Here is a 25,211-nt window from a genome sequence, read left to right on the forward strand (position 1 = left end):
ATGCATCAGATGAATGAACTTCGGCGCATCGACCTCAACCTGCTGGTGATCCTCGACGCCTTGCTCAGCGAGCAACACGTGACCCGCGCCGCCGAGCGCCTGCACCTGAGTCAGCCGGCGGTCAGTCATGCGTTGGCGCGATTACGCGACTTGCTCAGTGATCCATTGCTGGTGCGCGCTGGCGCCAGCCTTGTACCGACCCCGCGTGCGATGGAATTGATCGCGCCACTGACCGAAGCCCTGGCCCAGGTGCAATCACTGTTGGCTCCGAACACCTTCGATCCGGCGACCGCCAAGCGCACGTTTCGCCTGGCGATGTCCGACTACGGCGCCGCCATCGTTCTGCCGGGGCTGATTCGCACCTTGCGCCGGGAAGCGCCGGGCATCGACCTGCAAATCAGCCACGCCAGCCGCGAAGGCATGCTCGATGGCGTGCTCAACGGCGATATCGACGTCGCGGCAGGGGTGTTTCCGGAACTGCCGAACGAGCTGCGCAGCACGCCGCTGTTCGACGAGCACTACGCCTGCCTGCTCGACCGCAACAGCCTGCCCGCCGACGGCGTACTCGACCTGCCAACCTACCTGGCCCGCCCCCATGTCCTGCTGGAAATGCGCGGCAGCGGCACCCCGGAAATCGAACGGGCGCTGACGTCCCTGCGCGAACGCCGTCGCGTGGCCATCAGCCTGCCGCACTGGAGCGTTGCGCCGGAGTTTATTAGCGGTACGGATTTGATTCTGACGGTGGCGTCGCGTGGGTTGCGCAGCGTTGATGAGCAGTCGCTGATTGTTGTTCCGCCGCCATTTCATATTCCATCGTTTACGTTTGTGTTGGCGTGGCATAAGCGGCGGGGTGGGGATCAGGCGTTGAACTGGTTGAACCGGAAGATAGAGGAGGGGATAGTGCGCGGCTGAAATGTTTTCAAGGAGTGGGGAGTGACAGTGAAGTCTGGCTGGATCAGGTGTGTGGTGCTGTGTGGCGGGTTGATGGCGGGGCAGGCGTTTGCCGATTGCACGCCGGCCACCTTAGCCGGGCAGCAGGATTTATCGGTGTGCAAGGATTGGCCGGCCTATCCGGGGCTGATCCTCAGTGCCGAGGCTCGGTTAAAGCACGGTGGTGCGCAAGCGCTCGATACCTACGATGTCGACGTGACTGTTTTGCAGGGTGTTCAACCTGATCCTGTTGCGACGTATCACCAAGCGGCTGCCATCACCTTGGATGGCGTCAGTTTGCAAGAACTGACACTCGATACCGCTCGCTACAAACTCACCCCAGAGCTTAGAGCATTCGGTGTACGGGCAACTCTCAATAACGGTTCTCGCCTGAACCCCCTGAGGGAAAATCAACTTTCACTCTACGTCAGGGAGGGTGCAAAGTTACGACCAGTCCTCAGCCAGTTGGTGGTTTATCGCTATGGCGGTGAATGGGACGGTGAGTGTACCGGCGAGCGCTATGAAACTTCGAGAACACTGGAAATCGGCAAAACCAGCTCTCATGGTTATGCGGACTTGATTGTCAAAACTCAGGAAACAGGCACGTCGAATGTTGTTAAGGGCGCTGACTGTGAAGATAAAATCACCGTCTACGACCCGGTGCTGACGACACTGCGCTATGACGGAAAGTCTTACGTCCTGCCCAAGGGTTTCAAAGGCGACTGACAGCCTGCTCAACACTACTTTTATCAAGGAAGAACAATGCTCACGCCCACCAGGCTCCTTATTACCCTCAGTTTCCTGGCGCTCATCCCTCAAGCCCAGGCCGCCTGCCAGACCAAAGACTTCGACGGCAAATCCCTGTCACGCTGCAAAGTCTGGCCGGCGTTCCAGAATCAGGCGATCGCGGTCAAATCGACTTACCTCGCCGATGTCGGCGGTGACGATGCCGGGGTGTTCGATCTGGACTTGTCGGTGGTCAATGCCAGCAACGCAAAACCTATTGCCACATACCATAAGCCGGGCGCGTTCAACTCCGACGCCATTCGCCTGGATGACCTGCGCATCGACACCGCGCGCTATCGATTGGCGCCGAACGTACGGGCTTTCGGCGTGCGTTCAATGTTCGGCCACAGTTCCAGCGCCATTCCCTATGAGAAAACCGATCTGACGCTGTATGTCCGCGAGGGCGATGCGCTGCGGCCGGTGCTGGAAGGCCTGGTGGTGTTCAAAAACCACGGTGAATTCATGAGCGACTGCGACGGATACACGAAGACGCTGCGCAGGACTGTCGACATCGGCACGTCGAGTCACCACGGTTTTGCCGATTTGCTCATCACCACCAGCGGCAGCAAAATGAAAAACACCAAGTCGGGAAGTCAGTGCGTTTCGAAAACCACCGACCTGAAGAAAACCCAGGTCACCCTGACCTACGATGGCCAGCAATACATCGTTCCCGAGGACTTCAGAGGTTACTGACACGATGCTTACAGGCCTCAACCACCTGACCCTGGCGGTCAGTGATCTGCAGCGCAGCCTGGCGTTTTATCGCGATGTGCTGCAGCTGCGCGTCGAAGCGACGTGGGACGCCGGCGCCTATCTGTCGCTGCCGGGTTTGTGGCTGTGTCTGTCGCTTGATCCCCAGCGCAAGGCCGGGCCGAACGCCGACTACACCCATTATGCGTTCAGCTTGAATGCCAAGGACTTCCCGAATTTCGTGCAGAAGTTAAAAGCGTCGAACGTTCAGGAATGGCGCGACAACCGCAGCGAAGGTGCGTCGTTCTACTTCCTCGACCCGGACGGCCACAAGCTTGAAGTCCATGTCGGTGACCTGGCCTCACGCCTGGCAGCCTGTCGGCAAAAACCGTATGCCGGCATGCGTTTTTACGACGAGCAGTGATCAGGCGCAATCGGCTGATATAGACTGGCCACCACGTGTTCCGGCGCTTGCAGGTTTTCCATGACTCCATCGCTGCTAATGGCCGTGCTCGCTTCCGGTTTTATCTACGGCATCACACCCGGGCCGGGCGTGCTGGCGGTGTTCGGGATTGGCGCGGCCCGTGGTCGGCGCGCGGGGGCGGGGTTCTTGTGCGGGCATTTGCTCGGGGATGTGGTTTGGTGCAGCACCGCGTTGATCGCGATTGTCGGCGCCCGGGAAATCGGCAGTACCGCGTTCGATGTGTTGGGCGTGCTCAGCGGCCTGTATTTGTTCTGGCTCGGCCTGCGCGCGGTTCGCGCTCGTCGCAGCAGCGCCGAAGCACCGCAAGGGCCGGCGCGGCAGCCGTTCTGGCACGGTATTTTGTTTGGCCTGACCAATCCGAAAGCCTATCCGGTGGCGGTGGCGACCTTCACCGCGCTGTTGTCCAGCCGCGCCGAATTGCTCCATTGGTCGATGCTGCCGTGGCTGATTGCCCTGAGCTTTGTGGGCGGATTGCTGGCGTACGCTATCCTCATTGGCATTGTCGGTGCGCGGCGGGTGCGCACCTTGTATCAACGCCATGAACTGTTGATCACCCGGTTGTGCGGGGTGATGTTTATCGGTTTCGCCATCAATGCCCTCGCGCATGCATTGCCGGGGTTGGTGACGAACAAGGCTTGAGGCTGATTGCAGGGAGGCGTCAGTGACACAGTCATAACGGTCAAGGACGGTTTTTTTATCGCTGCATTCTCCGGACACGCTCCCTGCACCATGGCCACCAGAAATTCCGCGCCTTTGGCGAGTTACATTGACCTGTTGCTGGACGCCGTTTGTGCGGTGGATAAACAAGGTCGCTTTGTATTTGTCAGTGCAGCCTGCGAGCGTATTTTCGGTTACACCCCTGACGAACTGATCGGCCAGCCGATGATCGACCTGGTGCACCCCGCCGACCGTCAGCGCACCCTCGATGCCGCGCGGGAAATCATGGGCGGCGAGCCCAAGCTCAACTTCGAAAACCGTTACCTGCGCAAGGACGGCCGCGTGGCGCATATCCTCTGGTCGGCACGTTGGTCGGAAGTCGATCAACTGCGCATCGCCGTGGCCCGGGACATCACCGAACGCAAACAGGCCGAGTCACGACAAGCGGCGTTGTATGCGATTTCCGAAGCAGCCCATGCAGCGGAAGATTTGCTGGCGCTGTTCAAACGCATCCACTCGATCATCGGCGAATGGTTGCCGGCGCTGAATTTCTCCGTCGCGCTGTACGACGAACACTGTGCGCAGCTGAACTTTCCCTATCACGTCGACGACCGCGAACATCAGCCCGAACTGCCGGGCACCGTCACCGGACGCTTGTGCGCCGAGGTGATTCGCAGCGGTCAGCCGATCCTGTTGACGCCGGACCAGGATGACCCACCCGAGGGCTTCGAAGTGTTGGTGGCGGGGCAGGACTCACCGTGCTGGCTCGGCGTGCCACTGAACTCGCAAAACGGCACCATCGGCGCGCTGATCGTCAAAAGCGTGGCCGGTGGCGAGCGCTACACCGAGCAAGACAAAGAACTGCTGCAATACGTCTGCGCCCAAGTGGCGACTGCCATCGAACGCAAGCAATTGCACGCGCGGCTGCAGCGCATGGCCCAGTACGATCAACTGACCCAGTTGCCGAACCGCGAATTACTCCGCGACCGGCTCAAGGCGTCGCTGGCGCGGGCCCGTTTGGAGGGCGGACGGATGGCGTTGCTGTACGTTGATCTCGACCGTTTCAAACAGGTCAACGACACCCACGGCCATGCGGTCGGCGACATGCTGCTGCAAGCGGTGGCCAATCGGCTCAAGGGTTGCGTGCGCGATAGCGACACGGTGGCACGCATCGGCGGGGATGAGTTCGTGGTGCTGCTGCACAGCATTCATGCGGCCGAAGACGCCGCCAGCGTCGCCGCAAAAATCCGTCAGGTGCTGGTGCAGCCTTTGCGCCTGGACGGCCACAGCCTGAACATCGAACCCAGCATCGGTGCAGCGCTCTATCCCGAGCACGGCACAGAAGAAAAGCAGTTGTTCCGCTACGCCGATGAGGCCATGTACGCAGTCAAACGCCTGCGTCACCCGCCGCTTGAGGTCTGAACGTTCGCTGCCGTTCGTCGCAGCATCCCCAGCTTTTCTAAACCTTTGGGCGGATCTGAATTCAGATTCTTTGCGAGTGTTTGCTCGCCGAAATCATCACCAAGAGGAAGAGAATCATGCCTACTTCAAGAAACTCGAACTCGGGAAACTTCGCCAACGATCGAACGAAGGCATCTGAAGCCGGTCGCAAAGGTGGGAAAACCACCACCACGACTGTCGAGAAAGACCCTGCGAAAACCGATATGGGCCGCAAAGGTGGTCAGAAGTCTCGGTAGTGGTGAAGGATGTTTTGATTGAGCGGCGGGGGCGAAAGCCCCCGTTTGAATTTTTCAGAAGGAGGGCGCGACCATGAGCCGGATGGCCACCCATTTACGCAACGCCAGTTTTGCCACGCTACTGGGCCTGTGTGCCACCAGCGCCTTTGCGCAGTCGCCTGCCGACTTCATCAACGATGCGTCCGCCAAAGGCATGGCCGACATCGAAGCCAGCCGTCTGGCGCATCAGAAAACTGAATCCAAAGAGGTTAAGGACTACACCATCGTGGTCATCAACGACCTGACCACCGCCAACCAGCACCTGGCGAAAATCGCCAAGAAGCTCGACCTGCCGGTGGCGCCTCGCGAGGACGTGATCGACAAGTCCAAAGCGCTGATTCCGCAAGTTAAGGAAGACGCGGCCTTCGATCAGGCTTATGTCGCCAGTCAGGTGAAAACCACCCAAGAAGCCATCGCGCAGATCCAGCAAGAAGCGCAGACCACCGACGTGCCGGAAATCAAAGCGTTTGCCGAAGAAACCCTGCCAAAACTGCAAAACCACCTGCAGATGGCCAAGGCGTTGCAAGCCAGCCGCTAAACTCCAGTAGCCCTGATGTCTCCTGTGGCGAGGGGATTTTGTGGCGAGGGGATTTATCCCCGTCGGCTGCGAAGCAGCCCCTAAATACAGGGCCGCTTCGCCCACCAGCGCAAGCAAGCTCCCTCGCCACCAATGACCCTATGACTAGCACTCATTCAAATCCTGTTTCGGCTTGCTCTTCTCACCCAGCCCCTCAAGGTTGAAAACCTCTCCCTCGCCCAACGAGCGGTAATGCCTGCGTAGCGCCTCTAGTTGCTTGAGATCCAGCGCCTCCAGCCCCAGCATCGCGTTCTGTGCCTCTTTGGTCACCAGCAGCAGTTCATCGATCTTCAGATGCAGGATGTCGGTGTCGCGGTTCTGCGTGTTCTGGATCAGGAACACCATCAGAAAAGTGATGATGGTCGTTGAGGTATTGATGATCAGTTGCCAAGTGTCATTGAAATGAAAAATCGGCCCGCTCAACCCCCACAACCCGATCAGGATCAACGCCCCCATGAACGTCTTCGGGCTACCGGCCCATAAAGCGAGCTTCTGGGAAATCTTCGCGAATTTCATAGCCGTATTCCTTATTGGGGGCGTCTGAAATTCAGACACTGACGGCGTTGTGAAAATTCGACTGGCATCGTGTTTGTCCATGAAAAACCGGCCTGTTGACCGGTTCGATCCTGAGTATCCTAGGGCTTGATCTCGACTTTAGTCTGCCAGCTGAAATACCCCACAGCCTCACACTGTTGATTCACCAACATAAAACTCAACTCGCACTGTGTGACCCCGGCAGCCTTCACCGTGCAAACCCAGAAGTGGTCATCAGCCTTGCGACTGGCCGGCACTGTCGGGTTTTCGGGGTTGGGGGCGGGCACGGTGAGGTCGGGGTGGACTTCCAGGTGGGGGTCTGAGAGGGCGCCACTCTGCGTCACGGTCAGGCGATAGATCACGACGCTGTGTTCGGCGATCAGGCTGATCGACCTGCCACGTAAATGAATGTTGCGACCGACCTCGACAGGTAATGTCAGTTTGCTGTCATTTATAACAATTTCTTTCGAGATATTTCCCAGGGTGAAAAAGATCAGGCCATCGCTAATGCTGGTGGGTGCTGCCGCGTCCTGGCTTGGCTGTGGGTAGCGCAAGAGCACTGATTCGGCATCGACGACCAGCAGAACATTGTTGGCCGTCGCGACACTGGATGAAGGCGATTTGATCGGTTCGGAAGTCATCATGGATTCCTTTCATGATGTTGGCACAAGACGGCAGCCGCTTCGGTTCATGCAAGACATCCTGTTCCCGACGAAACGGCAACGATTTGGGAAGGCCCCTTGTTGCCAAGGGGCCAGCCTTCGTCAGTTGCTGATGGTGATGAACGGATCCCACGAGCAGCAGCCGACGATTTTGCAGTCGCGATCAACGATCAGGAAATGGAAGTGATAGGTCACGCTACCGCACGAAAGTGTTTCCGAAGACCAGTAATGGTTATCGACTTTCTGGCAGCTCGGCACCGATGGGTTGCTGGTGTTAGGGACGGCGACGCAGGCCGTAGCCTTGCGTGGCGAAGGCGGGGTGATCAACTCGTTGCCGACGTTGCCAATGAACTTGTAGAAAATCACAGCCTTCTCGAAGCTTTGTGACAGGCTGGTTTCACGCCAGCGAATCATATCGCCCACGCTGGCTTTCACGTTGAGCTCGCCACCGGCCTGGCCATTTATCACGTTGTCCCGGTTTGTCACCATGTACACATGATTAACGTCGATCATCGTTGGCGAAGCGGGGTTTTTGCTGATGTTCGGATAGTTTTTCAGAATGGTTTCAGTGTCGATAGTGACCAGCACATCCGTGAATCGAGACATAGTAAAGCTCCTTGTTCATAGTGAGTGCCTGGCATCTTTCCAGGCGCGACAACGCTTGCTTGCCTTGCGGCCGTTGTTGAAACACTACGGGCGGAACCCACCGATCTCGGGGCATGAACTGGCCTTGCTCCCTGCGTGTAAATTGACAGGTCGGGTTCCTTCCGACTGGCCGCGAGTAGGACTATAGATGCGATATGTAGGCTGTCAAAATTGCTTTACCAATCGCTCGACGAACGGTCGAGAAAAGGCGTCAATCCTGCCAATTGGCGATAAAAAACAGCGTACGCAGACATGCTTTGAAATGAGTCGCTCTGGAGCAGATCGTGATCCAGCCTGTATTGTGATCAACCGCTGCAAGGTTCCCTGACAGGAGAGCGCAATGAGTTGGTCCGCCCGGCAATACGTTGCATTTGAAGATGAACGCACGCGTCCCGCGCGCGATCTGCTGGCCGCCATTCCATCGGCGGAGGTGCGATCAGTCGTGGATATCGGTTGCGGGCCCGGTAATTCCACGGAGCTACTGGTGCAGCGTTTTGCCCAGGCCAACGTCAGCGGGCTCGACAGTTCGGCCGACATGATCGAAGCCGCCCGCAAGCGCCTGCCTGAAGTGCAGTTCGATACCGTAGACATCGGAACCTGGAACGATAGCGGCCCGTTCGACGTGATCTTCGCCAACGCGGTGTTGCAGTGGCTGCCCGATCACGCAACGTTACTGCCGTCGTTGGCCTCTCGATTGACCAAGGGCGGCAGCCTGGCCATCCAGATGCCCGACAACCTCAACGAACCGTCCCATCGCCTGATGCGCGAAGTCGCCGCCAATGGCCCGTGGGCCAGCAAACTGGCGGACGCCGCCGGGCAACGCACGGAAATGGCCAGTGCCAGCGCTTACTACTCGATGCTGCGGCCGCACTGCAAGCGCGTCGATGTGTGGCGCACGACCTACCACCATCCGCTGGCGGGCGGTGCTTCGGGCGTGGTGGAGTGGTTCAAGGGCAGTGGGTTGCGGCCGTTTCTCGATCCGCTGGATGAGGGCGAGCGGGCGCAGTATCTGAAGCAATATCTGGCGGCGATTGAACAGGCTTATCCAGCGTTGGAGGATGGGACCGTGTTGTTGCCGTTTCCGCGGTTGTTCATTGTTGCGACTCGATAGTTTCCTCGGCAGGAGAGCGGGTCATCTGGCAATCCAGAACCATTTGCAACGTTCCCTTTGAGTTTGCACCGCAAGTAGGTACTGTCCGCTCCATCAGTGGAAGTCGGCGAATTGTTCATGTGTTCCGCGGCTTTCGGCGCATCTATAAGGAAGGGTAACAATAGTGATCTGGTTTCTCGAAGGGCAGTCCAGTCAGCGGGACATCATTCTCGGTGCGCGCGAGGCGTTGCCTGCCGACGTGAAAATTTTTGCCTCGCATCGACAGGATCGTCCCGAAATCACTTCGGTCGCGGATGTCGGCCTTGTCGAGCCTGCGGACAATCAGGAACGCATCGATTGGGTCATTGCCACTGCTCAGGCTGAGCAAATCAAAGTGGTCCTGGCGGGCCGCGTGGGTCGGGAATTCGAGCATGCTCGTGAGCGTTTCGAGCGCGCGGGCCTGGTGTTGGTCACCGGTGCACTTTCACTGGACACGTTTGACCTGGTCGATGACAAGAGCCGCTTCACGGCTGAAGCAGAACGCGTCGGCCTGGCTTGCGTGCCGGCCATCACCGCATCGAATGCCGAAGAGTTGCTGGCGGCCTACCGTACGCTCAGTGCCTCGGGTGAAGTCTGCGTGAAACCTGCCGTGGGCATTTACGGCCAGGGTTTCTGGCGGTTCAAGGAAAGTGCCGATCCTTTCCGCTGCTTCGCCAACCCTGATGTACGTGAAGTGAATTTCGACATCTATATGCACGGCTATCGTTCGGCGGTAACGCCGCCGCCACCGATGTTGGTAATGCCCTACATGGCCGGCAGCGAGTGTTCGGTGGACATGGTGTGTGAAGCCGGGCGCCCGATCGCGTTCGTTGGTCGTCGTAAAAAGGGCCTGCATCAGCTCTGTGAGCGTGAAGGCGCTGCTATCGAACTGGCTCTGAAGGCCGCCGAGCACTTCAGGTGCGACGGCATTGTCAACGTGCAGACCCGTGACGATGCGGACGGTAAACCGCATTTGCTGGAAATCAACGCGCGCTATTCCGGCGGTATCGGCTACACCCGGGCGACCGGTTTGAACCTGCCGGGGATTTTTGCCACTCGTCGCCTGGGCTTGCCTGAGCCGCAGGGCGTCTGGCGGCCAAACGTGCGGGTCAAAGGCATTACCGTCGCGGCGGTCGCTTCACCCTGATATTAATTCGACATATGAAGTCTGCTACCATTTGCGCGTTTGCGTCGACCGGCCCAAACCAATGCAGGAAGCAATGAAAGGAGTTTTCAAGGAATGATGGTGCTAGCGCCTGGCGCAAACACCGCAGTATCAAGCGCCCGGAGTGAATGGACTCTGGAATGTGGAAACTCTTCAGCTTTCGGGGAGTATGCCGCGGTTGCCATATTGCCGGTTGATGAAAAACGCCGCCCGAAAGGTGATGCAGCCCTGTTCCAGACGCCCCGCGCCTGGATGGAATGGGTCGAGGATCAGCAGAAAGTCGGCTGCAAGCTGAACCTGGATGACATTCCGGCGGGCAGCGATCGCGTGCTTCTGGTGGTTTACACCTTTTCTGCTGCCGGCCCGGTCAGCGAGCTGAAAAACCTGCGCCTGCAGGTCGATGGCCAGATCGATTACGCGCTGGATCTTCGCGAAAATGGCGAATCCGCGATCATCATCGGCGAGTTCTACCGCCGAAATGAACAATGGAAATTTCGCGCGCTGGCTGAAGGCTCTGCCTACGGCCTCGCTGCGCTTGGCCGTCGTATCGGTCTGGAGATCGACGAAGCCCACCCCAATGGCCGGCCCAATGCATCGGGATCCGGTCGTCCGGCGAGCAGCGCCACCGGTACGGCTTTCGCCGTGTCCCCCACCCATGTAATGACTTGCGCCCACGTCATTGAAGGCATGCGCGAGATCCACATTGCCTCGTTTGACGGGCGCTACCGTGCCGATCCGGTGGTGGTTGATCGGCGTAACGACATCGCCCTGTTACGGGTGATCGACTCTCCGGCGCTGAAGCCGGTGGCCTTCAAGTCCGGGTTCGGTTGCGATCTCGGCGAAGACATTGTCGCGCTGGGGTTTCCACTGGCCGGTTTTGCCGGTGGCGGCGTCCATGTCACTCAGGGTGGCGTTTCAGCGCTGTTCGGTTTGCACAACGACGCCAGCCTGTTGCAGTTCACCGCAGCCATCCAGCCGGGCTCCAGCGGCAGTCCGCTGTTTGATTTTTCCGGGGCCGTGATCGGTCTCGTCACTTCATCCATACCTGATGCACAGAACATGAATTTTGCGGTGAAAGCATCGCTGCTGATTTCTTTCCTCGACGCCTGTCGTGTTGACGGCAAAAAGAATGCGTCGGGCCAGACGTTTACCGCAGCGCAACTCGCGCGCGAAGCACAGGCATCTATGTGGCGGGTGGAAGCCACAAATCTCTGATTCATCTTTGAATTGAAACTTACGGAAGAGGCACTGGATGTTTGGTCCAGTGCCAAGGCAGGAACTGTTAATGGAATCAAATGCAGCAACGCAAGCGCTGAGCGCACAACTGATGCGCGGGCGTCTCGACGTCAACGTTGATGATGCTGTCATTGCCCCTGAGTCACTGTTTGGCTTCGCCGAACGTCGTAATCCGAAGCGGGCATTCCTGTTCGTGTCCAAAGTGCTCGGACGGCATATTCCGGTCCGTCCGTCGGTGATGGCGGCCAGTTTTGAAAGCCTGGCGGCAGAAATTCCGGCTGACTTGCCAGGCCCGGTCCTGGTCATCGGCATGGCCGAAACCGCTGTCGGCCTCGGTGCCGGTGTACACCGGGCGTATAGCGCCACGCGGCCTGACACGGTCTATATGGTCAGCACGCGTCACCCGACGGGGACCGAACTGTTCACCCGCTTCGAAGAAGAGCACAGCCACGCCAGCGCTCACTTGATTCACTTGCCGGTTGACGCGCAGGTGCGTGAGCAGATGCTCAATGCGCGCTCGCTGGTGCTGGTCGATGACGAGGCCTCGACGGGCAAGACGTTCATCAATCTGCATCGCGCTCTGGTCGATGCCGGTCTGGATAAAGTCGAACAGGTCGTGACCTGCGTGCTGACCGATTGGTCGGGCGGCGCGGTGCGTGACGCGCTGGGCGATCGCGTGCATCAAGTGTCGCTGCTGCAGGGCTCGTACCAATTCTTCGAAGACCCCGATGCGCCGTTGCCCGACATGCCCGCGGTGGGCACCATCGCCGCCGGTGACTGGCCGGTGAATGCCGACAACGACTGGGGCCGTCTGGGCGTGCGCAGTGTCGCCGATAGCCTGGCGCCCGAGCTTCACGTAGAACCGGGTGAAAAGGTTCTGGTCGTCGGCACCAGCGAGTTTGTCTGGCGTCCGTTTCTGCTGGCCGAACGTCTGGAGCGTGCTGGCGCCGATGTGCATTTCAGCTCGACCAGCCGCTCGCCCATCGCTCTGGGGCATGCGATCGGGCATGCCTTGTCGTTTGCCGACAACTACGGTCTGGGCATCGCCAACTTTCTCTACAACGTGCGCCCGGGCCAGTTCGACCGCGTGTTGATCTGCTCGGAAACACCGGCGCAGGCGGTTTCAGCCGACTTGCTGAAGACCTTGAACGCACAGGTGATCGTCGATGCCAAGTAATCGCCCGCTGGCGCTGGTCGATCTCGACGACACGTTGTTTCAGACCGCACGCAAGATGTCGCCGGATACGCCACGCCACACGGCGACCCTCGACGTCGACGGTCAGCCCAACGGTTACATGAGCCCGGTGCAGAAGTCGATGACCGAATGGTTGCTCGCCACCACGGACGTAGTGCCGGTGACCGCGCGCAGTGTTGAAGCTTTCAGCCGCGTCCGCCTGCCATTCCGCCAGGGCGCCATCTGTTCCCACGGCGGCGTGATTCTTGGCGCCGACGGCAAGCTTGATCAGGCCTGGCAGGCGCGCATGAGCGACCTGCTTGCCGACTACCAAAAGCGTCTGCCGGAATTGAGCGAAGCGACGCTCGCCATTGGCAAGCAACTGGGCATTTCCTTGCGTGGCTGGGTTGTCGAAGAGGAAGGGCTGCGTCACTACGTAGTGACCAAACACAACGAGTCCAGCGACGAGGTACTCAACGCCGTGCTGGCTGAAGTTCAGGCGCAAGGGTTGCTGGAAGGCATGCACATTCATGGCAACAGCAACAACCTGGCCTTCCTGCCTCAGGGCCTGTCCAAACAGGCGGCGGTGCAGGAGTGGTTGCGTCGTGACCGCGAAATCAACGGCGAACGCCCACTGCTGGGCTTCGGCGACAGCATCACCGATCTGGCCTTCATGCAGGAGTGCCATTGGTGGGTGACGCCAACGCGCAGCCAATTGGCCAAGCGAGTAGAGGCGTCGATTCATGAGTAATGCCATCTCCCAACTGCTGACGGTGGGCAGCGCGAGCTATGCGCCGGATGACGTCCACTTTCTGCTGCAAGCCGTGCAGATGGACGTGACCGACGTCGAGGAAAAAGAGCGCCTGATTCAGACGAAGCAGAAGCACTATTCCGAAATGATCAGCCTGGAAAGCGCGCCCAGCGATATTCACAAGGCACTCTACGAGCGTGTTCTGGCGCAGAACGGCGAGCGTATGGCCGCCGATGTGCAAGCGCTGGCGCTGGGGTTGCATGAAGCCTGTGCGGGCCCTGCAATTGTGCTGGTGTCGTTCGTGCGCGCCGGCCTGCCGCTGGGTGTGCTGTTGCGTCGCGCACTGATCGAGATGGGCCGCGAAACCTACCATTACGGCATCAGCATCGTCCGCGATCGGGGCATCGATACCGTTGCCCTGGAAGCCATCATCCAGTGCCATGGCGCCGAGAACATCATCTTTGTCGATGGCTGGACCGGCAAGGGCGCAATCTGTGGCGAAATCCAGCGCAGCCTGGGCGATGACCCGCGTTTCCCCGCGCTGCCGCGACTGGTCGTGCTGGCAGACCCGTGCGGTCGCGCCTGGATGGCAGCGTCTGCCGAAGACTGGGTGATCCCGTCCGGCATTCTGGGGGCCACGGTCTCCGGTCTGGTTTCGCGCTCGATCTGGCCGGAAAACGGCGGACTGCATGGCTGCGTGGTGTACGACCACCTGCGCGAGCACGATGTGACGCAAGCGTTCATCGAGCAGATCGAAGTGCAGCGCAAAGCCTTGGGCGTCGTGGCCAAAGCCGTGCCGTGGAGCGACGCTCAGCGTGTGGAACTTCAGGGGGCGGCCAGCCACGTGGTTGAGTCGTTGGCCACACGTTTTGAGATCACCAACCTGAACCGGGTCAAGCCGGGCATCGCCGAAGCGACGCGCGCGGTATTGCGCCGGGTTCCGCACCACGTGTTGATCCGCAACCGCAACGACAGCGATGTGCAGTTGCTGATGCACCTGACCGAAGCCGCCGGCGTACCGGTGGAAGAGGTGGGCGCGCAGTTGGGGCCTTATCGTGCGGTGACCATCATTCGGAGTCTGGGCTGATGAAAACCCTTTCTCCCTATGCCCTCGGCGCCACGCTGTACATGCCCGCCACGCGTGCGGACCTGCTGGATGTGGTGTTTCGCAACAAACTGCCGGAATTGCGCTCGCTGGTGGTGTGCCTGGAAGACGCGGTCGCCGACATCGATATCGCGACCGCACTGGCCAACCTGCATGGCTTGCTGACAGTCATCGATCAGCGCGGCGGTCGTCCAGAGGACGGCCCGTTGCTGTTCGTTCGGCCCCGCGACTCGGAGATGGCGGCGGTACTCAACGATTGGCCGCTGATGGCGCACGTCGATGGCTTCGTCATCCCGAAACTGACCTCGGCCAACCTCGGCGCCTGGGAACAGGCCGTGACCAATCCTGCGTTGTTCCTAATGCCGACGCTGGAGACCGCGGACGTCTTCAACCCAACTGCCATGGTCGAATTGGGGCAGGCGCTCAAGGCGAGTCTGAATCAGCGCATCATCGCCTTGCGCATTGGCGGCAATGACTTGATGGGCAGCCTCGGTCTTCGGCGCAATCCGACCACCACGCTCTACAGCACGCCGATGGGTTACGTGATTCCGATGCTGGCGGGGGTCATGGGCTCGCAAGGTTTCGCATTGACTGCGCCGGTGTTCGAGCAGTTGGCGTCGCCGCACCTGCTCAGGGAGGAACTGGAATCTGATATCGCTCATGGCCTGGTCGGCAAGACCGCGATTCACCCAAGCCAGATCGAGATCATTCAGGACACGCTGCGTGTCAGCCTTGAGGACTTCAACAGCGCCAAGCTGATTGTCAGCGATGTGGCGCCGGCGGTGTTCCGGCACAACGACGCGATGTGCGAGCCGGCGACCCATTACAAGTGGGCCGTAAAAATTCTTGAACGCGCGCAGTGGCACGGCATCCGTCATGCGGAAGTCGGTGTCGGCGAGAGTTCGATTCGTCTGGCGGAGGTAGCGGGATGATAGAGCAGACCGATAAGCCCGGCGCACCGCCGCGGCCCGTCCTTTCGGTGTTCGATTTCGACGGCACGCTGACCCGTAACGACAGCTTTGTGCCGTTTCTGAAGTTTGCCTTCGGCGCGCGCGAGTTCAATCGGCGCCTGCTGAAGCTGGCGTTGCCCAGCCTGCGATTCGTGGCGCGGCGAATGAGCCGTGACGAACTCAAGGCACAGTTGATCCGTACGTTTCTGGTGGGTGTGAAGCTTGAGTGGCTGCAGCAGCAAGCCGCGAGTTATTGCGTTCGGGCCTGGCCACGCTTGATGCGCCCGTCAGGCTTGCTGGCGATTGCTGCCGAGATCAAGTCCGGTGCCGTGGTGACTCTCTGTTCCGCTTCGCCTGCATTGGTGTTGCAGCCTTTCGCCGACCGTCTTGGTGTGAAGCTGATCGGCACCGAGCTGGAAGTGATTGACGGTGTATTGACCGGGCACATTACCGGCAACAACTGCCGGTGCGAAAACAAGGTGCTCAGGCTGGAAGCGGTTTACGGCGATTTGCAGCAATTCCGCATTCGGGCCTGGGGCGATACCCGCGGTGATCACGAGTTGCTGGCTGCTGCTGAAGATGCGCACTGGCGGCACTTTCACCCGGCATGGCGTCGTGGACGTCTGCGGGCAACCAAAGGAAGTAATCCGGGCGTGCGCGATGCGCACACCGACCTGCATGGGGCGGGCAAACCTGATCGCTCCATGAACACCGATGACCAACAAGGAGCGTAACGATGGCACTTACCCTGAGCAAAAAACAGTCCATTTCCCTGGAAAAAACGGCCGGCACTGCGTTGTCCAGCGTCAGCCTCGGCCTGGGTTGGGATCCGGTAAAGGCCGGTTTTCTCGGCAAACTGATGGGCAATGGCGGTGAGATCGACCTTGATGCTTCGTGCATCCTGCTCGACGGCAGCCTGAAGCCTGTGGACCTGGTCTGGTTCCGTCAGCTCAAATCCCAGGACGGCTCGATCCAGCACTCCGGCGACAACCGCACGGGCGAAGGTGATGGCGACGACGAAACCATCCATGTTGACCTGCAGCGCCTGCCTGCGGTGGTTCAGCACCTGGTGTTCACTGTGAACAGCTTCACCGGGCAGAATTTCGAAAAAGTTGAAAACGCCTACTGCCGCATCGTCAACGCCAGTAACAAGAGCGAACTGGCCCGTTTCAATCTGTCCGAACGTGGCGCTCACACCGGCATCGTCATGGCCAGCCTGTCGCGTGACAGCGATGGCTGGAAGTTCACCGCTATCGGCGAGACCACCCATGGCCGCACCGCGGATGACCTGATCAACCTGGCCACTCAGGCGCTGCGCTAATGGCGACCCTCGCTCCGGGCGGCAACGCGCCAGTTGCCAGCGGCCCGCTTCGCGTCGACATCAATTACTCGCCGATTGCCGGCGCCGACATTGATGTCTCGGCCTTCGTTCTGGGAACCACGGCAAAGGTTCGCGGCGATGGCGACATGTGCTTTTACGGTCAGCCGAGTGTGCTCGGCGGTGCGGTGACGTTGTCGGATACTTCGGCCGGTCGCGCGGTGTTCAACGTTGATCTGAGCCGACTCGAACCGGTCGTGGAAAAGGTCGCGCTGACCGCCACGATCTACGAGAACAAAGCCAGCTTTGAGCGTGTCTCGCAGTTGTCGATGGTGGTTTCGGGTGGCGTTGAAGCGCAGATCCCAACCAGCGGCATGAAAGAAACCGCGTTGATCCTCGGCGAGTTCTATCGTCGTCAGGGCGAGTGGAAATTCCGCTGCGTCGGTCAGGGTTTCAACGGCGGGCTCGAGCCACTGGCCAAGCATTTCGGTGTGGACGTGGCGGCTCCTGCTCCTGCTCCAGCAGCGGCTCCGACCCCTGCGCCAGTGCCGCCACCTGCACCGGCGGCGCCGAAGTCGACGATCAGCCTGAGCAAGGTCACTCTCGACAAAACGCGCAGCTCGATCAGCCTGGAGAAGACCGCCGCCGGTTTCGGCGAGATCAAGGTCAACCTGAACTGGAACAAGCGCAGTTCCGGCGGTTTCTTCAAAAGCAGCTCCTCGATCGACCTGGACGTGGGTTGCCTGTACGAGTTGCAGGACGGTGAAAAGGGCGTGGTTCAAGCCCTTGGCAACTGCTTCGGCAGCTTGAACCAAGCCCCTTACATCCAGCTGATGGGCGACGACCGTACCGGCTCCGTGGCCGGTGGCGAATGGCTGCACATCAACGGCACCAAGTGGGCTGAAGTGCGACGGATCCTGATCTTCGCCTTCATCTACGAAGGGGCTCCGAACTGGCGCGAGACCGATGGTGTAGTGACCATCTACATCCCGAACCAGCCGGAAATCGAGGTGCGCCTCAATGAAGAGGGCGGACGCGATGGCATGTGTGCCATTGCCATGCTCGAAAACGTCAACGGCGCCGTCAAGGTTTCCCGGCGGGTGGATTTCCACCGCGGGCATTCGGCGGTGGACAAAGCCTACGGTTGGGGCATGAGCTGGCGTGCCGGCTCGAAATAGTTACCCAGGCGGGGCTTGGGGCCCCGCCTTTCAGAGGACCTCAAAATGTTTGCATGGCTTAAAGAAAACGCTGCAATGGCACGGGACAAACTGACCACTGAGGTCAGCAAGTTCAAAAACCAGAAGTTCATGGATGCCATGACAGCGGCCTGCGCCGTCGTTGCGTCGGCAGACGGTGAGATTTCCTCTGCCGAGAAAACCAAGATGGCCGGGTTCATCAGCAACTCGCCGGAATTGAAGGTTTTCAACATGACCGAGGTCATCAAGTCCTTCAATGGTCACTGCGAAAAGTTCGAGTTCGATTATCAGATCGGTCAGGCCGAAGCGCTGAAAACGATCGGCAAGATCAAGGGTGATGCCGGTGCAGGTCGTTTGCTGGTACGTGTCGCCTGCGCCATCGGCGCGTCGGATGGCAACTTCGATGACAAAGAAAAAGCGGCTTGCCGTCAGATTTGCCTTGAGCTGGGTTTGAACCCGGCTGATTTCGAACTTTAAGGAGCTGGACCTTGGACAGTCACATTGGATTTCCCCGCTGACGATGGCGGTGTTCGTCGGGATCGCGGTGGGCGCGCTGCTGCTCGACATGGTCACCCACCGTGGTGACAAACCCATTTCGCTGGCTAAAGCCTCGATCTGGTCGATTTTCTGGATTGCAATCTCGCTGGCGTTTGCAGGTTTCCTGTATTACGAGCACGGGCCGGAAGTCGCCAGTCTGTTCGTCACCGGTTATGCGCTGGAAAAAGTCCTCAGCGTCGACAACCTGTTTGTGTTCATGGCGATTTTCGCCTGGTTCAAAGTGCCGGATGGCATGCGCCACCGTGTTCTGTACTGGGGCATCATCGGCGCGATCGTCTTCCGCGGGATCTTCGTTGCGATCGGTACCGGTCTGCTGGCGTTCGGCCCGTGGGTCGAAATCGTCTTCGCGGTGATCGTCGCCTGGACGGCCATCATGATGTTGCGCAGTGGCGGTGATGACGAGGAAGAGGAAGACTATTCCAAGCACATGGCTTACCGCTTCGCGCAAAAACTCTTCCCGGTATGGCCAAAGCTGTACGGCCACAACTTCTTTGTGTCGCGCAAGCAACTCGAAGTAGAGCTGAAGAAACCTGAGAACCAGGGCATGTCGCTGGCAGCGAAGGGCACCATTTTTGCCACGCCGCTGTTCCTGTGCCTGGTGGTGGCGGAAGTCTCCGACGTACTGTTCGCCTTCGACTCCGTGCCGGCAGTTATCGCCGTGAGCCGTGAGCCGCTGATCGTGTACTCGGCCATGCTCTTCGCCATTCTGGGTCTGCGTACCATGTACTTCGTGCTTGAAGCTCTGAAACGCTACCTGGTGCACCTGGAAAAATCGGTCATCGCGCTGCTGTTCTTCATTGCGGTCAAGCTCGGCTTGAACGCAACGGATCACATGTTCCACCACGGCTACACCATCGATGCGAACACCAGTTTGCTGATCGTAATGGTTGTATTGGCGATCGGTGTTGTCGCCAGCTTGATCTTCCCCGGAAAGGAAGAAGAAGCACCGGTCGAAAACCAATGAGTAATCGTCTTCACCACAAGGAGTAATACCCATGGCACTGACTCTTCAAAAGGGTGCAAACCTGTCCCTGACCAAAACCGACCCGAGCCTGAGCAAGATTCTGGTGGGTCTGGGCTGGGATCCGCGAGCAACTGACGGCGCCGAGTTTGACCTGGACGCGAGCGCTCTTCTGCTGGGTGCGAACGGCAAGGTCCGCAGCGAAGCCGACTTCATTTTCTACAACCAGCTGAAAAGTCTGGACGGTTCGGTCGAGCACACTGGCGACAACCGCACAGGCGCTGGCGACGGCGACGACGAAGTGATCAAGGTCGACCTGAGCCGCATTCCGGCTGACGTGGACAAGGTTGTGTTCATCGTGACCATCCACGACGCCGAGTCGCGCAAGCAGAGCTTCGGTCAGGTCGGTGGTTCGTTCATCCGTGTCGTCAACGACGTGACCAGCACTGAAGTGGTTCGCTACGACCTGGCGGAAGACGCTTCGACTGAAACGGCGATGGTCTTCGCTGAGCTGTATCGCAACAACGGCGAGTGGAAATTCCGCGCCGTTGGTCAGGGTTACACCGGTGGCCTGCGCGCCCTGGCTAACAACTACGGCATGAACTTCTAAACAACCCCAGCAAAAGGAATCTGAACATGGCTGTAAGTCTGTCCAAAGGTGGCAACGTCTCGCTGTCCAAAGAAGCTCCTGGCCTGACCGAAGTGATCGTCGGCCTGGGTTGGGATCCTCGTGTCACTGACGGCACCGAGTTCGACCTCGACGCATCGATTTTCATCGTTGGTGAAAACGGCAAAGTGCTCGACGACAATGGCTTCATTTTCTACAACAACAAAACTTCCGCCGACGGTTCCGTCGAGCACATGGGCGACAACCGCTCGGGCGCTGGCGAAGGTGATGACGAGCAAGCCACCGTCAAGCTCAATGGCCTGGCGGCCGCTGTGAAGAAACTGGTGTTCTCGGTAACCATCCACGACGCCGAAGCACGCAAGCAGAGCTTCGGTCAGGTATCGAACGCCTACATCCGTGTGGTCAACAAGGCTGACGGCAAGGAACTGGCTCGCTACGACCTGAGCGAAGATGCTTCCACCGAAACCGCGATGATCTTCGGTGAGCTCTACCGCAACGGTGAAGAGTTCAAGTTCAAGGCGATCGGCCAAGGTTTCGCCGGCGGCCTCAAGCCTCTGGCTGAAGCCCACGGTGTAAGCATCGGCTAACCCGCAAGGGTTGAGAAGGCCCCCTCCAAAGGGGGCTTTTTCTTGCCTGTCATTCGGGCAGTACAGAAAGGACAAGGGATAAGGGATAAGGAAATGCAAATGTTTCGTGGAATGTGCGCGGTCGGGGTTCTGGCAACGTTGGCGGGCTGTGGTGCCTACGACGATTTCCAGGCCAACAATGCCGTGCAGGAATACCGTGAGTCGTGTTTTGGTAATTACACCAATGAATGCGAAAGCAAGCTGGTTGATACCAACATCATCATGCTCGAGTTGGCTCGCAGCAATATTGATCGTGAGAAAGACACACTCATAAAAGCGCTGGGTCAGGACGTGTATGAACGCTTCGTCCCGACCGCCAATGAATTGATTACAGGCTTGATCAAACAGCAAGAAAGCAAACGTCCAGGTTTCTTCGCGCGTTGGTTCCTGGGTGAAGCCCAGCCGCTCGGCAACACGCGAAATCAACTTTTCCTCGCCTCCGACATGCAGCAACTTACGTCCGTTGTGCTGGAAAAAGTGCGCGGCGAGATGCGCGCTGAAGCACAGGAACCCCTGTCGCCCACAGCAGCCATTCTGCTCGGCAAAGAGGTCGCTCCCGCCGCTCCCGCCACCGCGGAGCCGGTTGTTACGGCAACAGCGGCGATGCCCGCAACGCTCGATAGCGCGGTTGACCGCATGATCGCCGCTGAATTGGCCAAGGACGGTGGCGACGAATACAAGGAAGGCCGGCAGGTGGTTTTTGCCGACCTCAATGACGATGGCGTCAACGACGCCGTGGTTCTTTACACCATCGAAGGGCAGGGGGCGGTAACGGTTACTTCCAGTCCCTTGCCACGTTCTATGCCGATGCCAATGGCTGGAACTATCGCAGCACGCTCGTCGTGGGATCAGGGGTGCAGAACGTTCAGGTGCTCGATGCGAAAAGACTGGCGCTGAAAGTGCTGTCTGTCGGCCCTGACGACGCCAACTGCTGCCCGAGCGTCGAAAGCGTCGAACAGTACAAATGGAATGGCTCAACGTTTATCGCGATGCCAAGCGCTTGATTCGGCGCAGGGCTTGAGCGAACACCTGTCCGATAGGCCGGCGCGCCGATCGCGGCACTCAACGCGTGCGGGGCGCGGGTCAAACTGGATCGTTCGGCGCGGTTTGCCGAGATCACGCCGCTGCAGATGTCCGATCTGGACTGAGGGTGATCCCGCGCAGGCTTCAAGGGCTGCGCGGGCCGGGCTTCAGCGAATAATGCCCTTGGCCTTGGCGTCCTTCAGCCAGATCGGGAACTCGGCCATCAACAGATCGTAGAGTTGTTCTTCCGAGATGTCGTGCAAGTCGTCCAGCGCGAAGAAGCCGCAGTTGTCGACCACGCGTCCGGGCAGGGTGTCGAGCTTCTCCAGAATCCCGTAGCCCTTGCCGCCGAGCCCGACGAATTGCCAGAAGATCGGCAGGTGAGCGGCTTCGACCATCAACCGGGTAATCTTGCGGCTTTCCGAGACGCCGCCGTCACTGATGAACAGGACGTACATGGGCGTACCGTCAGCGGTCAGTTGAAACTGCTCAAGCACCTTTTCGATGACCTTGGGCTCATCGTTGATCCGGCTGCCGAGTTCCCAGTTGCGCCAGCCACGGCTGTCGCTGTCGATGAATCCCTTGTGGTTGCTCAGGGTCACTGGCGAGAGCTGCAATGGCTTGGCGCCGAAGGCCCAGCAATCAAGTTCACCATCCTCATCGAACGACACCGCGAGCGGCAGCAACCGGTCGACGACTTCCTGAACCCGGCCTTTGGCGTACTGATGGTTCATCGAGCCGGAAGCGTCGAGCACCAGCACCACGCGGGCCTTGGTTTGGGTGAGATTGGCTTTTTCCAGGCTGATCTGCGCTTTCTTGGCCAGGCTGACCAGGTGCGGCGCGGCCGCTGCGATCTTTTTCTCGAGAGAGACTTTTGCAGGAGTTGACGCGGGTGCTGGTGCAGGGCTTTCAGCCACTTCACCACCGAAGTGATTCACCAGCGCATCGAGGCCTTGGGCGTAACCTTGCAGGTTCGAGAGCAGGCGCCACTCGCCGTTTTTGCGATACAACTCGGCGACCATGATGGCTTTCTCGGCGCTGAAGGTTGCCCCGGAAAACGCACACTGGGCAACCGTCTGGCCGGCCGGGTTGGACACGCTGAAGTGACTGGCGCCAATGGCGCTCATCGCCCCGGCGCCATCAATCGAGGCGGTGAACACCAGGCGATCAATGGTAGCCGGCAATTGCGCGAGGTTGATCTGAAAGCGGCCTTGGTCTTCGATCCTGACGCTGGCACACGGCGTGGTCGGTTGATTGAAGAACACCATGTAGCGGTCGTCAGACAGCTTGCCTTGGGCGTCGACGCCGAAGCAGACGAAGTCGATGACATCGCTGGACTGAATTTGCATCGCGAGTGTGAGCGATTGTCCCTGGAGAATGTTTGACAGTGGCAGTCGTTGTCCCTGAGTAATCTGCATCGTGCTTCCTTGATGGATGATCAGTTGCCTCGGCGCCCAAAGAACAGGCGCCGAGCCGCGCGCGCATTATCACTCTAAATCTGTACAAATCGGTTGAAAGGTTTGCCCTCAGCGCTGCACTGAAACCAGCAACATCATCGGCCGTTCACGTTCCTCGGCCAGCGCCGGTTGCGCCGCCACGTCGGCATCGCTCGGCCCCCATTCGTTGACGTGACGAATCGTGAAACCTGCGCCAATCAACGTGTTCAGCAGTGTGCCGAGCGTGCGGTGCTGTTTGATCACGCCCTCGGCCAACCAGTTGGTTACCCGCTCGCCTTCCCTCTGATAGCTGTCGAGCGGCCAGCGTTTATGGCCTTCGCTGTCGATCAGCCAACCGGGGTTGCGCGGCGCCATGAAGATCGGGTGTTCGATGGAAAAGACAAAGTGCGCGCCCGGTTTCAACGCCGCGTACAGATGTGCAAACAGCCCTGGCAGATCCTTTATGTAGTGCAGCGCCAGGGAGCTGTAGGCCAGGTCGAAATGGCAAGCGGGCAGATCGAGTTGTTCAAGGTCGGCACGCTCGTAGCGGATGTTCGCTGCGGAAGTGGTATTGCGTGCCCGTTCCAGCATCTTCTGCGAGACATCCAGGCCCAGCACGTCGGCGGCGCCGTTCTCGCTGGCCCAGCGGCTGAACCAGCCATAACCGCAGCCCAGATCGACCACTTGCAAACCGTGCAGTGACGGCAGCAGCGCCTTGAGCGCCGGCCATTCCGGCGCGGCATCAAGGCCGCCGATAGAGCGGTTCATCTGGCTGTAGCCCTGGAAAAATTCGGGATCGTCGTAGATGTTTTGCGTCATGGTGAAATGCTCTTTTGATTTCGGTCGTCAGCGGCGCAGTGGCCGCGATTGGAATCCCTCGAAAGTGAAGGCGCGTATTCGTCGATGGCCGCGCAGGGGGAGGGGCGTGGTCGATGGGGAAATGCTAGTTGGTTGGGCGGGAGGTGAAAACCGATGGAGTGTTGTGGATCTGTAATATCGGAAAAATCGCTATGTGTTATCGCCGTATAAACGTATTCCGAGTGGCGTGTTTCAAGTCGTGCAGTGTTACGTCCCGAAGGCTACAGCGCCTTGCGTCGTTGCCTACACGTAAGCCAGAATCCGCCGGCTTGTGCGCCTTGGGGGTCGCCGGTAACTTTGTTCGCATCACTGATTTCCAGTGATCGGGTTTAGTAGCCCGGCTCGATCCCTCTCATACGGTTGCACAAGCGTCGTTCAGTCAGGCTCTCGCCTGCACTTGATGGTAGCTGTGCGCATGGCATCCTCGGATGCGCCGGATTTGAGGTGGGTATCCGGTCTACTAACTTGCGCACAGCTGCCACCCTTCCGTTTAGTAGCGAGACAGGTTGCAGCTCTACTTAGAGGTGTACCCCCTTATGTTCAAAATTACGCCAAATCCACCGGAAACCGATCCGGCATCCCCCTACGAATCACCCAACTCAAAGAAATTCCACGAAGCCGCCGAACACGCCCTCGACCACTATCTCAGCCCTACGGCCAGAATCATGGGTTCCACCCACGAAACCGAACCGATGTACCTCGCCAACCCTGCCTACGACACCGAATCTCTGCTGGCCAACGCCAGCGAAACACTCGGCTCGGCCACCACCATGCTCAGCAACTTCGCCGCGCTGCTGGACACCTCACACCGCAAGACCGCACTCGGTATCGCGCAGGTTGTGATGTTGGGCGAATTGGCGGTGAATCAGGCCCTGGATAAGGTTGTGCCGGCTGAGTAATCAAAAAATCGTCGATTTGTAGCAGACACAAAAAAACCGGCTTTAAGGGCCGGTTTTTTATAGTTGCGCCTACGAACATTCACGATTCAAGGCGCCAACATCCGCAAGGCCGCCGAAGTCAAAAACGCCGAACGATTCTTCTCCTCCGGATGATGGTGAACGTGAAGATCAATCCGCTCCAGCAGGTAGCCCGGTAGCGTAATACTCAGTTCCTGCGGACTCCCGAGGCACCGACCGACATCCGCATCCACCAACGCCCAAACGCAGCCCGCGTATTTCTGATTGGAGAAGTGAGTTCCAAGTTTCCCAGCGACCGGAATGGCTGCACCACTTTCCGCCAGAATTTCGATGTGGGCCTCTATGGCCGCTTTTGCCATCTCAATGGCATCCTCTTGATCCTCTCCGGCAGAAAAACACCCCGGCAGATCCGGCACCTCAACCCCCAGGCACATTCACCGTCACTGGCAGACATTGCGATTGGATAGAGCATCTAGATC

General features: G+C 59.0%; 28 protein-coding genes and 2 pseudogenes. 24 read left to right on the forward strand and 6 right to left on the reverse strand.

What is annotated here, in order from left to right; all coding sequences use genetic code 11:
* The 8 genes from JFT87_RS11615 (at position 1) to JFT87_RS11650 (ending at position 5,821) form a co-directional block, all read left to right on the forward strand.
* On the forward strand, positions 1 to 912 hold the full coding sequence (locus tag JFT87_RS11615; RefSeq protein WP_201201405.1) for a LysR family transcriptional regulator: 912 nt from the start codon (positions 1 to 3) through the stop codon (positions 910 to 912).
* 21 nt (positions 913 to 933) lie between these two features.
* On the forward strand, positions 934 to 1,656 hold the full coding sequence (locus JFT87_RS11620) for a hypothetical protein (protein WP_201201407.1): 723 nt from the start codon (positions 934 to 936) through the stop codon (positions 1,654 to 1,656).
* A gap of 36 nt (positions 1,657 to 1,692) precedes the next feature.
* Positions 1,693 to 2,409: a hypothetical protein gene (locus JFT87_RS11625; protein ID WP_201201409.1), complete on the forward strand. Its 717-nt coding sequence runs from the start codon at positions 1,693 to 1,695 to the stop codon at positions 2,407 to 2,409.
* 4 nt (positions 2,410 to 2,413) lie between these two features.
* Positions 2,414 to 2,830: a fosfomycin resistance glutathione transferase gene (gene fos / locus JFT87_RS11630; RefSeq protein ID WP_201201411.1), complete on the forward strand. Its 417-nt coding sequence runs from the start codon at positions 2,414 to 2,416 to the stop codon at positions 2,828 to 2,830.
* 60 nt (positions 2,831 to 2,890) lie between these two features.
* Complete coding sequence (locus tag JFT87_RS11635) at positions 2,891 to 3,529, forward strand: LysE family translocator (protein WP_201201413.1); 639 nt, start codon at positions 2,891 to 2,893, stop codon at positions 3,527 to 3,529.
* Positions 3,530 to 3,619: 90 nt separating this feature from the next.
* Positions 3,620 to 4,969 carry a sensor domain-containing protein gene (locus tag JFT87_RS11640; RefSeq protein ID WP_201201421.1) on the forward strand — a complete coding sequence of 450 codons (1,350 nt, stop codon included), beginning with the start codon at positions 3,620 to 3,622 and terminating at the stop codon, positions 4,967 to 4,969.
* 116 nt (positions 4,970 to 5,085) lie between these two features.
* Complete coding sequence (locus JFT87_RS11645) at positions 5,086 to 5,244, forward strand: KGG domain-containing protein (protein ID WP_082356627.1); 159 nt, start codon at positions 5,086 to 5,088, stop codon at positions 5,242 to 5,244.
* Between the two features lie 73 nt (positions 5,245 to 5,317).
* Complete coding sequence (locus JFT87_RS11650) at positions 5,318 to 5,821, forward strand: DUF4142 domain-containing protein (RefSeq protein ID WP_201195290.1); 504 nt, start codon at positions 5,318 to 5,320, stop codon at positions 5,819 to 5,821.
* A 144-nt stretch (positions 5,822 to 5,965) separates the two neighbouring features.
* Here JFT87_RS11650 and JFT87_RS11655 read toward each other — a convergent pair whose 3' ends face one another.
* From JFT87_RS11655 to JFT87_RS11665, 3 genes are all read right to left on the reverse strand, one after another.
* Complete coding sequence (locus tag JFT87_RS11655) at positions 5,966 to 6,376, reverse strand: low affinity iron permease family protein (RefSeq protein ID WP_201201422.1); 411 nt, start codon at positions 6,374 to 6,376, stop codon at positions 5,966 to 5,968.
* A gap of 119 nt (positions 6,377 to 6,495) precedes the next feature.
* On the reverse strand, positions 6,496 to 7,035 hold the full coding sequence (locus tag JFT87_RS11660; RefSeq protein WP_201201423.1) for an AidA/PixA family protein: 540 nt from the start codon (positions 7,033 to 7,035) through the stop codon (positions 6,496 to 6,498).
* Between the two features lie 123 nt (positions 7,036 to 7,158).
* Positions 7,159 to 7,662, reverse strand: a complete 504-nt coding sequence (locus tag JFT87_RS11665; protein ID WP_201201424.1) for an inclusion body family protein — start codon at positions 7,660 to 7,662, stop codon at positions 7,159 to 7,161.
* Between the two features lie 379 nt (positions 7,663 to 8,041).
* Between JFT87_RS11665 and tam the strand changes: the two genes are divergently transcribed.
* The 15 genes and pseudogenes from tam (at position 8,042) to JFT87_RS11740 (ending at position 21,395) form a co-directional block, all read left to right on the forward strand.
* Positions 8,042 to 8,812: a trans-aconitate 2-methyltransferase gene (tam, locus tag JFT87_RS11670; protein ID WP_201201425.1), complete on the forward strand. Its 771-nt coding sequence runs from the start codon at positions 8,042 to 8,044 to the stop codon at positions 8,810 to 8,812.
* A gap of 163 nt (positions 8,813 to 8,975) precedes the next feature.
* Positions 8,976 to 9,977 carry an ATP-grasp domain-containing protein gene (locus tag JFT87_RS11675; protein ID WP_201201426.1) on the forward strand — a complete coding sequence of 334 codons (1,002 nt, stop codon included), beginning with the start codon at positions 8,976 to 8,978 and terminating at the stop codon, positions 9,975 to 9,977.
* 93 nt (positions 9,978 to 10,070) lie between these two features.
* A complete protein-coding gene (locus JFT87_RS11680; protein ID WP_201205163.1) occupies positions 10,071 to 11,210 on the forward strand; it encodes a trypsin-like peptidase domain-containing protein in 1,140 nt (379 codons plus the stop codon).
* Between the two features lie 70 nt (positions 11,211 to 11,280).
* Entirely contained in the window at positions 11,281 to 12,408 is a 1,128-nt protein-coding gene (locus tag JFT87_RS11685; RefSeq protein ID WP_201201427.1) for a phosphoribosyltransferase domain-containing protein, read from the forward strand.
* The gene (locus tag JFT87_RS11690) at positions 12,398 to 13,156 is read left to right on the forward strand and encodes a trehalose phosphatase (protein WP_201201429.1); all 759 of its coding nucleotides are present in this window, start codon (positions 12,398 to 12,400) and stop codon (positions 13,154 to 13,156) included. The genes JFT87_RS11685 and JFT87_RS11690 overlap by 11 nt, the downstream gene beginning before the upstream one ends.
* Positions 13,149 to 14,243, forward strand: a complete 1,095-nt coding sequence (locus JFT87_RS11695) for a cysteine protease StiP domain-containing protein (RefSeq protein WP_201201430.1) — start codon at positions 13,149 to 13,151, stop codon at positions 14,241 to 14,243. Before JFT87_RS11690 ends, JFT87_RS11695 begins: the two co-directional genes overlap by 8 nt.
* The gene (locus JFT87_RS11700; RefSeq protein WP_201201431.1) at positions 14,243 to 15,193 is read left to right on the forward strand and encodes an HpcH/HpaI aldolase/citrate lyase family protein; all 951 of its coding nucleotides are present in this window, start codon (positions 14,243 to 14,245) and stop codon (positions 15,191 to 15,193) included. Before JFT87_RS11695 ends, JFT87_RS11700 begins: the two co-directional genes overlap by 1 nt.
* Positions 15,190 to 15,945, forward strand: a complete 756-nt coding sequence (locus JFT87_RS11705; RefSeq protein WP_201201432.1) for an HAD-IB family hydrolase — start codon at positions 15,190 to 15,192, stop codon at positions 15,943 to 15,945. Before JFT87_RS11700 ends, JFT87_RS11705 begins: the two co-directional genes overlap by 4 nt.
* Positions 15,946 to 15,947: 2 nt before the next feature.
* Complete coding sequence (locus JFT87_RS11710) at positions 15,948 to 16,532, forward strand: TerD family protein (protein ID WP_201201433.1); 585 nt, start codon at positions 15,948 to 15,950, stop codon at positions 16,530 to 16,532.
* Complete coding sequence (locus tag JFT87_RS11715; RefSeq protein ID WP_201201437.1) at positions 16,532 to 17,707, forward strand: TerD family protein; 1,176 nt, start codon at positions 16,532 to 16,534, stop codon at positions 17,705 to 17,707. The genes JFT87_RS11710 and JFT87_RS11715 overlap by 1 nt, the downstream gene beginning before the upstream one ends.
* A 45-nt stretch (positions 17,708 to 17,752) precedes the next feature.
* Positions 17,753 to 18,202 carry a tellurite resistance TerB family protein gene (locus JFT87_RS11720; protein ID WP_201201438.1) on the forward strand — a complete coding sequence of 150 codons (450 nt, stop codon included), beginning with the start codon at positions 17,753 to 17,755 and terminating at the stop codon, positions 18,200 to 18,202.
* 11 nt (positions 18,203 to 18,213) lie between these two features.
* A pseudogene (locus JFT87_RS11725) lies at positions 18,214 to 19,247 on the forward strand (TerC/Alx family metal homeostasis membrane protein).
* 31 nt (positions 19,248 to 19,278) lie between these two features.
* The gene (locus JFT87_RS11730; RefSeq protein WP_201201442.1) at positions 19,279 to 19,854 is read left to right on the forward strand and encodes a TerD family protein; all 576 of its coding nucleotides are present in this window, start codon (positions 19,279 to 19,281) and stop codon (positions 19,852 to 19,854) included.
* Between the two features lie 26 nt (positions 19,855 to 19,880).
* Positions 19,881 to 20,459, forward strand: a complete 579-nt coding sequence (locus JFT87_RS11735; protein ID WP_201201443.1) for a TerD family protein — start codon at positions 19,881 to 19,883, stop codon at positions 20,457 to 20,459.
* A 93-nt stretch (positions 20,460 to 20,552) separates the two neighbouring features.
* On the forward strand, positions 20,553 to 21,395 hold the full coding sequence (locus JFT87_RS11740) for a hypothetical protein (RefSeq protein WP_201201444.1): 843 nt from the start codon (positions 20,553 to 20,555) through the stop codon (positions 21,393 to 21,395).
* A gap of 293 nt (positions 21,396 to 21,688) precedes the next feature.
* On the opposite strand, the gene JFT87_RS11745 is transcribed toward JFT87_RS11740, so the two are convergent.
* Positions 21,689 to 22,939: a VWA domain-containing protein gene (locus JFT87_RS11745; protein ID WP_201201446.1), complete on the reverse strand. Its 1,251-nt coding sequence runs from the start codon at positions 22,937 to 22,939 to the stop codon at positions 21,689 to 21,691.
* Between the two features lie 108 nt (positions 22,940 to 23,047).
* Positions 23,048 to 23,776 carry a class I SAM-dependent methyltransferase gene (locus tag JFT87_RS11750; RefSeq protein ID WP_201201447.1) on the reverse strand — a complete coding sequence of 243 codons (729 nt, stop codon included), beginning with the start codon at positions 23,774 to 23,776 and terminating at the stop codon, positions 23,048 to 23,050.
* Between the two features lie 575 nt (positions 23,777 to 24,351).
* On the opposite strand from JFT87_RS11750, the gene JFT87_RS11755 reads away from it, so the two are divergent.
* On the forward strand, positions 24,352 to 24,714 hold the full coding sequence (locus JFT87_RS11755; RefSeq protein WP_201201448.1) for a DUF6124 family protein: 363 nt from the start codon (positions 24,352 to 24,354) through the stop codon (positions 24,712 to 24,714).
* Between the two features lie 86 nt (positions 24,715 to 24,800).
* Here JFT87_RS11755 and JFT87_RS11760 read toward each other — a convergent pair.
* Positions 24,801 to 25,204: pseudogene (locus JFT87_RS11760) on the reverse strand (type II toxin-antitoxin system HicB family antitoxin).
* Between the last annotated feature and the right edge of the window lie 7 nt (positions 25,205 to 25,211).

The organism is Pseudomonas sp. TH15 (assembly GCF_016651105.1).
Lineage (GTDB): Bacteria > Pseudomonadota > Gammaproteobacteria > Pseudomonadales > Pseudomonadaceae > Aquipseudomonas.

Excerpts from the sequence above, each read along its gene's own strand:
- JFT87_RS11615 (WP_201201405.1), top strand. The coding sequence starts at position 1 with ATGCATCAGATGAATGAACTTCGGCGCATCGACCTCAACCTGCTGGTG.
- JFT87_RS11625 (WP_201201409.1), top strand. The coding sequence starts at position 1,693 with ATGCTCACGCCCACCAGGCTCCTTATTACCCTCAGTTTCCTGGCGCTC.
- fos (WP_201201411.1), top strand. The coding sequence starts at position 2,414 with ATGCTTACAGGCCTCAACCACCTGACCCTGGCGGTCAGTGATCTGCAG.
- JFT87_RS11635 (WP_201201413.1), top strand. The coding sequence starts at position 2,891 with ATGACTCCATCGCTGCTAATGGCCGTGCTCGCTTCCGGTTTTATCTAC.
- JFT87_RS11640 (WP_201201421.1), top strand. The coding sequence starts at position 3,620 with ATGGCCACCAGAAATTCCGCGCCTTTGGCGAGTTACATTGACCTGTTG.
- JFT87_RS11645 (WP_082356627.1), top strand. The coding sequence starts at position 5,086 with ATGCCTACTTCAAGAAACTCGAACTCGGGAAACTTCGCCAACGATCGA.
- JFT87_RS11650 (WP_201195290.1), top strand. The coding sequence starts at position 5,318 with ATGAGCCGGATGGCCACCCATTTACGCAACGCCAGTTTTGCCACGCTA.
- JFT87_RS11655 (WP_201201422.1), bottom strand. The coding sequence starts at position 6,376 with ATGAAATTCGCGAAGATTTCCCAGAAGCTCGCTTTATGGGCCGGTAGC.
- JFT87_RS11660 (WP_201201423.1), bottom strand. The coding sequence starts at position 7,035 with ATGACTTCCGAACCGATCAAATCGCCTTCATCCAGTGTCGCGACGGCC.
- JFT87_RS11665 (WP_201201424.1), bottom strand. The coding sequence starts at position 7,662 with ATGTCTCGATTCACGGATGTGCTGGTCACTATCGACACTGAAACCATT.
- tam (WP_201201425.1), top strand. The coding sequence starts at position 8,042 with ATGAGTTGGTCCGCCCGGCAATACGTTGCATTTGAAGATGAACGCACG.
- JFT87_RS11680 (WP_201205163.1), top strand. The coding sequence starts at position 10,071 with ATGATGGTGCTAGCGCCTGGCGCAAACACCGCAGTATCAAGCGCCCGG.
- JFT87_RS11685 (WP_201201427.1), top strand. The coding sequence starts at position 11,281 with ATGGAATCAAATGCAGCAACGCAAGCGCTGAGCGCACAACTGATGCGC.
- JFT87_RS11690 (WP_201201429.1), top strand. The coding sequence starts at position 12,398 with ATGCCAAGTAATCGCCCGCTGGCGCTGGTCGATCTCGACGACACGTTG.
- JFT87_RS11695 (WP_201201430.1), top strand. The coding sequence starts at position 13,149 with ATGAGTAATGCCATCTCCCAACTGCTGACGGTGGGCAGCGCGAGCTAT.
- JFT87_RS11700 (WP_201201431.1), top strand. The coding sequence starts at position 14,243 with ATGAAAACCCTTTCTCCCTATGCCCTCGGCGCCACGCTGTACATGCCC.
- JFT87_RS11705 (WP_201201432.1), top strand. The coding sequence starts at position 15,190 with ATGATAGAGCAGACCGATAAGCCCGGCGCACCGCCGCGGCCCGTCCTT.
- JFT87_RS11710 (WP_201201433.1), top strand. The coding sequence starts at position 15,948 with ATGGCACTTACCCTGAGCAAAAAACAGTCCATTTCCCTGGAAAAAACG.
- JFT87_RS11715 (WP_201201437.1), top strand. The coding sequence starts at position 16,532 with ATGGCGACCCTCGCTCCGGGCGGCAACGCGCCAGTTGCCAGCGGCCCG.
- JFT87_RS11720 (WP_201201438.1), top strand. The coding sequence starts at position 17,753 with ATGTTTGCATGGCTTAAAGAAAACGCTGCAATGGCACGGGACAAACTG.
- JFT87_RS11730 (WP_201201442.1), top strand. The coding sequence starts at position 19,279 with ATGGCACTGACTCTTCAAAAGGGTGCAAACCTGTCCCTGACCAAAACC.
- JFT87_RS11735 (WP_201201443.1), top strand. The coding sequence starts at position 19,881 with ATGGCTGTAAGTCTGTCCAAAGGTGGCAACGTCTCGCTGTCCAAAGAA.
- JFT87_RS11740 (WP_201201444.1), top strand. The coding sequence starts at position 20,553 with ATGCAAATGTTTCGTGGAATGTGCGCGGTCGGGGTTCTGGCAACGTTG.
- JFT87_RS11745 (WP_201201446.1), bottom strand. The coding sequence starts at position 22,939 with ATGCAGATTACTCAGGGACAACGACTGCCACTGTCAAACATTCTCCAG.
- JFT87_RS11750 (WP_201201447.1), bottom strand. The coding sequence starts at position 23,776 with ATGACGCAAAACATCTACGACGATCCCGAATTTTTCCAGGGCTACAGC.
- JFT87_RS11755 (WP_201201448.1), top strand. The coding sequence starts at position 24,352 with ATGTTCAAAATTACGCCAAATCCACCGGAAACCGATCCGGCATCCCCC.